Origin of the sequence: Butyrivibrio proteoclasticus (genome assembly GCF_900115735.1) — a bacterium.
Taxonomy (GTDB): Bacteria; Bacillota; Clostridia; order Lachnospirales; family Lachnospiraceae; genus Butyrivibrio; species Butyrivibrio proteoclasticus_B.
On the sequence record NZ_FOXO01000056.1, the window covers coordinates 1 to 8,087 of the forward strand.

General features: G+C 38.8%; 9 protein-coding genes and 2 pseudogenes. 9 read left to right on the forward strand and 2 right to left on the reverse strand.

Annotation, left to right across the window (positions count from 1 at the left end):
• Positions 1-80 precede the first annotated feature (80 nt).
• The 9 genes and pseudogenes from BM146_RS18495 (at position 81) to BM146_RS18535 (ending at position 7,057) form a co-directional block, all read left to right on the forward strand.
• Positions 81-620, forward strand: a complete 540-nt coding sequence (locus BM146_RS18495) for a flavodoxin family protein (protein ID WP_074892108.1) — start codon at positions 81-83, stop codon at positions 618-620.
• Positions 621-652: 32 nt separating this feature from the next.
• The gene (locus BM146_RS18500) at positions 653-1,213 is read left to right on the forward strand and encodes a flavin reductase family protein (RefSeq protein ID WP_074892110.1); all 561 of its coding nucleotides are present in this window, start codon (positions 653-655) and stop codon (positions 1,211-1,213) included.
• 44 nt (positions 1,214-1,257) lie between these two features.
• Entirely contained in the window at positions 1,258-1,572 is a 315-nt protein-coding gene (locus BM146_RS18505) for a hypothetical protein (protein ID WP_143087542.1), read from the forward strand.
• Positions 1,573-1,636: 64 nt separating this feature from the next.
• Positions 1,637-2,476 carry a class I SAM-dependent methyltransferase gene (locus BM146_RS18510; protein WP_242949446.1) on the forward strand — a complete coding sequence of 280 codons (840 nt, stop codon included), beginning with the start codon at positions 1,637-1,639 and terminating at the stop codon, positions 2,474-2,476.
• Positions 2,477-2,540: 64 nt separating this feature from the next.
• Entirely contained in the window at positions 2,541-3,212 is a 672-nt protein-coding gene (locus BM146_RS18515; RefSeq protein WP_074892114.1) for a hypothetical protein, read from the forward strand.
• 391 nt (positions 3,213-3,603) lie between these two features.
• Positions 3,604-4,131 (forward strand): cysteine hydrolase family protein, encoded by a 528-nt coding sequence (locus BM146_RS18520; protein WP_074892116.1) that lies wholly within the window; start codon positions 3,604-3,606, stop codon positions 4,129-4,131.
• Positions 4,128-4,907, forward strand: coding sequence for a GNAT family N-acetyltransferase (locus BM146_RS19100; protein ID WP_083413658.1), 780 nt, complete (start codon positions 4,128-4,130; stop codon positions 4,905-4,907). Before BM146_RS18520 ends, BM146_RS19100 begins: the two co-directional genes overlap by 4 nt.
• 500 nt (positions 4,908-5,407) lie before the next feature.
• Positions 5,408-6,359, forward strand: a pseudogene (locus BM146_RS20550) (reverse transcriptase domain-containing protein).
• Between the two features lie 224 nt (positions 6,360-6,583).
• On the forward strand, positions 6,584-7,057 hold the full coding sequence (locus BM146_RS18535; RefSeq protein WP_035768609.1) for a nucleotidyltransferase domain-containing protein: 474 nt from the start codon (positions 6,584-6,586) through the stop codon (positions 7,055-7,057).
• Positions 7,058-7,133: 76 nt separating this feature from the next.
• Here BM146_RS18535 and tnpA read toward each other — a convergent pair whose 3' ends face one another.
• Both tnpA and BM146_RS19770 read right to left on the reverse strand, forming a co-directional pair.
• Positions 7,134-7,607: an IS200/IS605 family transposase gene (gene tnpA, locus BM146_RS18540; protein ID WP_074892118.1), complete on the reverse strand. Its 474-nt coding sequence runs from the start codon at positions 7,605-7,607 to the stop codon at positions 7,134-7,136.
• A gap of 249 nt (positions 7,608-7,856) precedes the next feature.
• Positions 7,857-8,087 (reverse strand): annotated as a pseudogene (locus BM146_RS19770) (IS30 family transposase); the annotation flags it as partial.

Sequence of the window (8,087 nt, forward strand, 5' to 3'; positions counted from 1 at the left end):
GATGGATAAAGAACTAACTCAGAGAATTGAACTTCTTGAACAGATCATAGCGCAGGCTAAGAAAGGCTTTGAATAAAACAATGAATGCTTTAATCATTAATTGCAGTCCTGTAAAAACGGGAGCTACAGCAGAAATTGTAAACATCATAGATAAAGAAATATCATCTAGATATAACACAAAATGCATCTGCATAGATGACTATTCTTTTGAGTTCTGCAAAGGGTGTAGAGCCTGCCACAGCACAGCAAAGTGTGTTATGGATGACGACATCCTCAAAATCATGGATGAGTTCGACAATGCAGACGTCATTGTATCTGTATCACCTTCCTACTGGGCTGACATTCCAGGACAGTATAAATCATTTATAGACAGATGCACTCCTTGGTGCGATACACATGAACCGCATGCTTCAATCAAAGAAGGCAAAAAGGGATACTCAGTTGCTCTTAGAACAGGACCAGGCATGCATGAGTGCGACAGGATTATTCAGAGCATTGAGCATTTCTATGGTCATTTGCATATTGAATGCGCAGGTCATCTTGGCCTAACATCAATTGAGTATAAAGAGAATGTAGAGCCCAGGAAACAAGAAATAATTGATTTCTGTAAGACGATTTAATTTCAGTAAAACCTACTATCTAAGGAGAAAAAATGGCAAAAAGACAATCTGTTGATCCAAAATATTCTATGTGTGTTCAGCCTTCTTTTATTATAGGCACCAATAATGAGGATGGGACTGCTAACTTTGCGCCCATCACCTGGGCAAGTGCAACCCATGAGGAAGGTGACCAGTATTTATTTGTTATTAGCATGGCTGGGACTAAGATGACCAAGAAAAACGTGCTAAGAACGGGAATATTTAGCGCCAATCTCGTTAGCACAGATATGCTTCCTCTTATGGATTACTTTGGCTCTAAACATGCTAAAGATGGCGCTAAGGATGATGTCTCCTACGAGGTTGTGAGAGGAGATGTATTGGATGTTCCTGTATTGAATGAAAGCCGATGGGTGTATGAATGCGAGGTTGCAAGAATGGTTGAGACTGGGGACTCAACTACCTTTTTCTGTTATATTCGCAATATACAGATGGATAAAAACCTTGTATGTGAAGATATATTTGATATTGATCTTACAGTGCTGGATCCGGTTGTCTATTCAGGCAGGTATCATAGCATTGGCAAGATGCTAGGTAAGATTGGCGATTTTGTTTGATTTTTATATTTATCATACTGACAAGAAAAGGTAGACTTGAACAAATGGAACTAAAGATTGATCCTAATGGAATATGGTATCATGGCTCGAACATGGTGTTTTCGGAATTGAGAGTAGGCAGTACTATTACTCAGTGGAAAGAACTTGCCGAGGCGTTTTCTCATCAACCAGACCGATTGAGTTATGATGACAACGGGAAAATTTATCATAATGGAACAGAAAAGGGATACCTATATGTAATAGATGAACCTATTACAGTTGGTATTGATGTTTATCAACATCCAAGAACCGTTATGGATGAAAATGCAGAGTTTTTGACGAAAAGACCAATAAAAGTAAAAATGGTATGTGAACTATAATTTGACAGGGTATACATGTGTTTTAGAAAGACCACTCGTCAATTATATTGGAATATAATACCCCATGGATTATTTAAAAAATGGAATAAACGGAAGGATTATTTCTATGATAATTGATAGACGTATAGATGCCGGGAAGGCGTTTGACTGGGGAAGAACTTCTGAAGAATACGCAAAATACAGGGATGTCTATCCGAATGAATTTTATCAGAGGATTGCAGATAGAGGACTTTGCATAGATGGACAGAATGTGCTCGATCTTGGGACAGGAACCGGCGTATTGCCACGTAATATGTACCGGTATGGAGCAATTTGGACAGGAACTGATATCTCTCCTGAACAGATAGAACAAGCTAAACGCCTGTCGGAAGACGCCGATATGAAGATTGATTTTCAAACGGTACCTACAGAAGAAATTGATTTTCCAAAAGAAAGCTATGATGTAATTACGGCTTGTCAGTGTTTCTGGTATTTCGATCATGAGCGGGTTATGCCCAAATTGGCTGACATTCTTAAGCCGGATGGAAGGCTGCTGATCCTATATATGGCATGGCTTCCCTTTGAAGATAAGATAGCAGGAAAAAGTGAGGAGCTTGTTCTGAAATATAGTCCTAACTGGACAGGTGCCGGGGAGACCAAACATGCAATATGGATCCCCAATGTGACTTATGAGTATTTCGAATTGGAAGATCATGAAGAATACGATTTGAAGATATCCTTTACTAAGGAATCATGGCATGGGCGGATGAAAGCCTCTCGAGGCGTGGGTGCGTCATTGTCGGAGGAAGAACTTGAAAAATGGGATGAAGAACACAGGGAATTGCTTGATGAAATAGCGCCTGAGCAATTCGAGGTACTTCATTATGTTGCATTGGCAGTACTGAAAAAAATAACTACCAGTTGAAATAAGCAAATCGGTAGTTTGAATATGAAAAGCAGAGAAGAAATATTTGAAAGGAGGAAATATTATGAAAAAAAATAAGAAGATAATTTTAATTATTACAATACTTGTAGCGCTTATTTTACTAGGTGGATGTGCTACATGGTATGTTCTTAATAACAATGCATCAGATAATGGTAAAAACAATATTAGTTCTGTTGAACAAACCAACGATATGTCGCCTGAGGAATTATTTCAGGCATTTTGTGATGGTAAAATCACTGCCGAGGCACGTTCATATTATGACGATACTACTTGGACTATGGATAACACTAGTTTTCAGTTTGAAGAAGCTACACCAGAAGAGGAATTTGATGCTAGCTTAGCAGTCACTAAAGTTGATCCAGTAGATTTAGACAATGATGGAGATGTTGAATTTATACTTGAAAATGCAATGTATGGCGATATGTGCTTTGATTGCAAAGATGGAAAAGTAGTATGTTTTGCTCAAGGGGAAGGAACAGCAGCAATGTGTTCTTTCACTCAGTATGATGGAGCATATTGGATTGTTCACAGTGATACAACTCACGGTGGAAGATGTACATATGTATTAACCAAGTTTAATGGCAATTTAGAGGTTGTAGACTCATTCAAATTTGGATGGGAGGACTGGGAAGATGATGGAATAAAGACTTATTATTTAGATGATAATGAGATAACAGAGGCTGACTATAAAGACTTGTATGATAAGGTATTTTAAATCATCAATCAAATTCGAGTTTGTCGGGCTGAAGTTGGCGTGTTATACCTGAATAAAAACCCTCGAATATCAGCATGATTGGTTTTTACGAGCTTATTTGCACACAGTCGATAATGATTGTGTGCAAATTTTCTATTCAGTATAATGGTAGAGTCTTTGTTTTCTTAAATAACACGTGTAATCATTTGCAGCAGAAGAAATCACATTTTTTTTAAAAAGTTGTTGACTGTAAACCTTGTTTATAGCCTATCTATGCTTTTAGAAGAGGTGGTGATTTGAAGAAAGGTCCATACCAATGTGTGGATTGCAATGAGTCAGTTATTTTTGAAATAGAGAGTTATCTCTGAATAGAAATTATCTTACAGTAGAACTTGCAAAGGGAGGCCACATAATGAAGCTTATCGTTATAGATATACAAAAAGGAATTACTGATGAAAGGCTATATGATTTTGCCGGATTCATAAAGAATGTGGAAAGTATTATTGATGCTGCAAGGAAGAATGGCGTTGAGGTTATTTACGTTCAACATGATGATGGACCAGGGACAGGCTTTTCTGATGGCGATGTAGATTTTGAAATAGCTGATCAGGTGGCTCCGAAGCCTTTAGAAAAGACATTTGTAAAAGAAATAAATAGTTGCTTTGGGAATAAAGAACTTGTCGAGTATCTAGATAAACAGAAAGTCAAAGCGCTGATGATAGTGGGACTTCAGACTAATTTCTGCATTGATGCTTCTGTGAAATCAGCTTTTGAAAGAGGCTATAGAGTAATTATTCCAAAGGGCACCAACTCTACTGTTGATAATGACTACATGGATGCGGAGACAACGTACAAGTACTACAATGAAATGATGTGGCCTAATAGATTTGCGGAGTGTGTTTCTTTGGACGAAGCAATTGGAATGATGGAGAGACTATGAACAAACAAGAGATTATTAATATGCTTGATGAGTTTCCATATAGCCGCGCTGAATACTGGATAATAACTGGAAGTGCCATGGTTATATATGGAATCCGGGAGCAAACTCATGATATAGATATGGGATGCACATCTAAGATGGCAGATCAGCTTGAGGCAGATGGTTACACTTTTTCTCTAACCGAAAGCGGTAATAGAAAGTTTGAAATTGGAGAATATATAGAGGTATTTGAGAACTGGATCAAAGATAAAACTGATATGGTTGATAACGTTCCAGTCATTTCTATCAAAGGTCTCATTATGATGAAACAGGAACTTGGGAGAGATAAGGACAAAAAAGATATTGCACTGATCAAGGAATATATGAGCACTAAGTTTGAACTTGTTGAGAATGTTTTGAAACCAGAAGATTTTGTGAGGCTTAGAGTCGCTACAGGTTTTGCAGATATTCCTATAGAGCATGCGAAAAAGGCTCTCAGGAATGGACTTATAAATGTCTCTACCTTAAAAGATGGCGAAATTGTTGGAATGGGCAGACTTGTTGGTGATGGTGCGATGTATTGGTATCTGCAGGAAATAGTGGTTTTGCCTGAATATCAAGGTATGGGTATAGGAACCATGATTGTTGACCATCTCGTAGACTATGCTATGAAGAATTCATCTACAGGAAGGTTTACAACCATAGGTGGCGTTTCTGCTAAGGGAAAAGAAGGCTTTTATCAGAAACTTGGATTTGAAGTAATACCTAATGGTATAAGAAAGATGATAGAGATATAGGATTATGTTCCAGTAGTGCGCCCAGCCAAGGGTGTTTAATCAAGCGGGTGAAAATCCTGCTTTGCGAAGGTCTAACCAACCAGCAAATAGCGAGTCTTGCGTAGCAGTCGGTAACGACTGATGCGAAGCGTAGACAGCGAGTTAGCAGGGATGAAATGCTATTGAGCCTCGAAAAGATAAAGTATCCGTTCGGTCGACGGTTTTGCTGACCCGGAAGACAACATCGTAGATCACGTTATTGGTGAGCGATATACGACACGGCGGGGTCATAGGGCCATTCATGTTAAACATTATGATTAAACGTCAACTGGGGAGAGCCTGCAGTTTCTCGTATAAGAGTATGATATACCAACGTAACTAGAAGGATATCAAATGAATTGCAGGCAGTCGGATAGCTTCATAGTACTGATGAAGTCGGGTAATTCCGATGGAGGGAAGGGAGCTACATAGTAACGGTCTTTCTGAGGACACATCATCCGTACTCAGGGACGGAGGAAATGATGACAACGAAATTGGAAAGAATAGCAGAAATATCAGCGCAAACCGCTAAGCCAGTCTTTACGAGTCTGTATCATATGATTGATGCCGACCTTCTTAAACAATGTTTTAATGAGATTGATGGAAAGAAGGCAGTAGGAATCGATGAAGTGACTAAAGAAGAGTATGGCGAGCAACTAGACAGCAACATCAAAGACCCTAACATACTATGGCTGATAAGAAAGTATCTTAAAGCAGGAGTTATGGTTGATGGTACATTTGAGGATACGGAAGAGGGAACAATACAGGGGGGTAATATCAGTCCCGCCTTGGCGAATGTATATATGCACAATGTACTTACCTTGTGGTTTAAGCTTGTTGTCAGAAAAGAGGCAAGGGGAGACTGCTTCCTTGTAAACTATGCCGATGATTTTGTTGCGGGGTTCCAATACAAATCTGATGCAGAAATGTATTATTCTGCACTGAAAGAGCGTATGGCAAAATTTAACCTCGAATTGGAAGAAAGTAAAAGTAGACTTATTGAGTTTGGCAGATATGCTTAGCAAAATCGCAAAAAATAGGGGATTGGGAAAGCCCGAAACATTTGACTTCCTGGGCTTTACGTTCTTTATGGGCAAATCCCGTAAGGGTTACCCGTGTCCTATGGTGAAAACATCTCGCAAGAAATTTGAGAAATCTATAAAGAATTTCAAGACGTGGCTGTTTGATAATAAAGAGCAACCAGCAGGAAATCTTATCAAAGAGTTGAACGTGAAGCTAGTTGGTTACTACCAATACTATGGAGTCACTTTTAATAGTTATAAACTTAGTGCTTTTCTGCACCGAGTTCAACAGTTCCTGCATAAAGTGTTAAACCGCAGAGGATGCGGTAGAACCTATTCATGGGATGGATTTGCAGATATGTTAAAGGTATACCCTCTTGCGAAACCTAAGATTTACTACGCGCTATACTGAAAATGTGAATGTTACTATGGGGAGCCGTGTGCGGGAAAGCCGCACGCACGGATCTGAGAGGGGCTAGGGGTGCGAGTCCCTAGTCTACTCGCCTAACTTACTGAGAGAACACAGATTGAGCAGGTGCAATATTTGCACCTGCTCTTGACATAAAAGTGCAAATATTGCATTATTAATGCATGGAAAGTGCAAATATTGCTTTCAATTGATGGATGAGGTGCAAGATGGGCGAGGTTAAAGAACTGAGAGTAGAAAAAAAGCTTACGCAGCAGCAAGTGGCGGATTTGGTAGGAATTTCGCTTAGGTCATATAAATCCTATGAAAATGATAAGGATAAAGAAGGCACTATCAAATATGCTTACATTCTCGATAAACTAAAAGCTCTGAATCCGATAGATGAGGAGCATGGCATTTTGGATATGGATTTCATCATAGAAAAGTGTAAAGAAGTATTTGATGAGTATCCAGTGCATTACTGCATTTTGTTTGGCTCTTATGCCAAAGGAAAAGCAACAGAATCTAGTGATTTAGACTTTCTTATTTCAGCTGATGTGAAGGGGCTCAAGTTTTATGGGTTAGTTGAAAAACTTAGATTGGCCTTACATAAGAAAGTTGATGTCCTTAATTTGGACCAGCTCAAGGATAATCTTGAACTTACTAATGAAATACTAAGGGATGGTATTAGAATTTATGGATAATATAAAAAATGATCATTATTATAAATATCGTGCGAGAAAACCCCTTCCGATGAAATCGGTTGTGGGATGAATAGCACTAGCTTTTCTTTTTGTATTTCCCTGTCTTAATGTATTTACGTTTGTGTTCTTCTGTTCGTTGTTCTTCAATATATTTCTTAACAGTATCAAGAGAAACGCTTCCGGTGGTTGCACAAAAGTAACTTGCACTCCAGAAGGGTGAATCTCCCCACAGATACTTTTCTACATGAGTCCTATATGTATTTCTAACTTCTTTAGAAAGTTGTGATTTTAACGAGTTGATGAGCTTTACAGGAGCCACATCAGGTGGCATGGAGATCAGAAGATGCATGTGATCGACATCTGTCTCTGCTGAAATGAGTTCACTGTTCATGCGTCCGCAGAGGTAAGCGGCATAATTTTTCATGAAATCACCGATCTCATCTGTGATCACTTTCTTCCTATACTTGGTTACAAAGATCACATGGTAAGTAAGTTTGTATACGGAATGTGAGCCTCTTCTGTACTCGTTCAGGATATCTGATTCCAGCATCGATTTCTGCGCTTGATAGTAAAACTAAATTCTACATAGCGAAAACCTAGGGATTATGCAGATTTTAATTCTACTTTTCCTCTCTTATCAATAGTTAAAAATTAGTATATAATGCCTTCATAGTCACTTTTTTGGTTTTTCTGCATGCCTAACAGGCATCTGGAAAAAAGTGTGCAGGACTAAATTCCACATGCCTTTGGTGAAAGACTAAATTCTATGCAGTGAAACTTGCCTGTGTGATCTATGGTTTTATTTTACTAATGCTGGTATCAGGGTTACATCATCTGCAGGTATCTCCTTGAGACCTAATGCTTGGTGTAGCCTGTTATCCAGCAGTAAAAGCGATATCTCATACGGACTGTGTCCGTTCAACATATCCCTTTTCTCGCTGTTGATGTGGTTAAGAAGTAGCAGCGTCTTTGCATCGTCCATCTTTTCAAAAGAAGACTTCTTAGGCAGTACATACCGGATATACTCGTG

Coding starts and splice junctions, on each gene's coding strand:
- BM146_RS18495 (WP_074892108.1), top strand. CDS start 81: ATGAATGCTTTAATCATTAATTGCAGTCCTGTAAAAACGGGAGCTACA.
- BM146_RS18535 (WP_035768609.1), top strand. CDS start 6,584: ATGGGCGAGGTTAAAGAACTGAGAGTAGAAAAAAAGCTTACGCAGCAG.
- BM146_RS19100 (WP_083413658.1), top strand. CDS start 4,128: ATGAACAAACAAGAGATTATTAATATGCTTGATGAGTTTCCATATAGC.
- BM146_RS18500 (WP_074892110.1), top strand. CDS start 653: ATGGCAAAAAGACAATCTGTTGATCCAAAATATTCTATGTGTGTTCAG.
- BM146_RS18505 (WP_143087542.1), top strand. CDS start 1,258: ATGGAACTAAAGATTGATCCTAATGGAATATGGTATCATGGCTCGAAC.
- BM146_RS18515 (WP_074892114.1), top strand. CDS start 2,541: ATGAAAAAAAATAAGAAGATAATTTTAATTATTACAATACTTGTAGCG.
- tnpA (WP_074892118.1), bottom strand. CDS start 7,607: ATGCTGGAATCAGATATCCTGAACGAGTACAGAAGAGGCTCACATTCC.
- BM146_RS18510 (WP_242949446.1), top strand. CDS start 1,637: ATGGATTATTTAAAAAATGGAATAAACGGAAGGATTATTTCTATGATA.
- BM146_RS18520 (WP_074892116.1), top strand. CDS start 3,604: ATGAAGCTTATCGTTATAGATATACAAAAAGGAATTACTGATGAAAGG.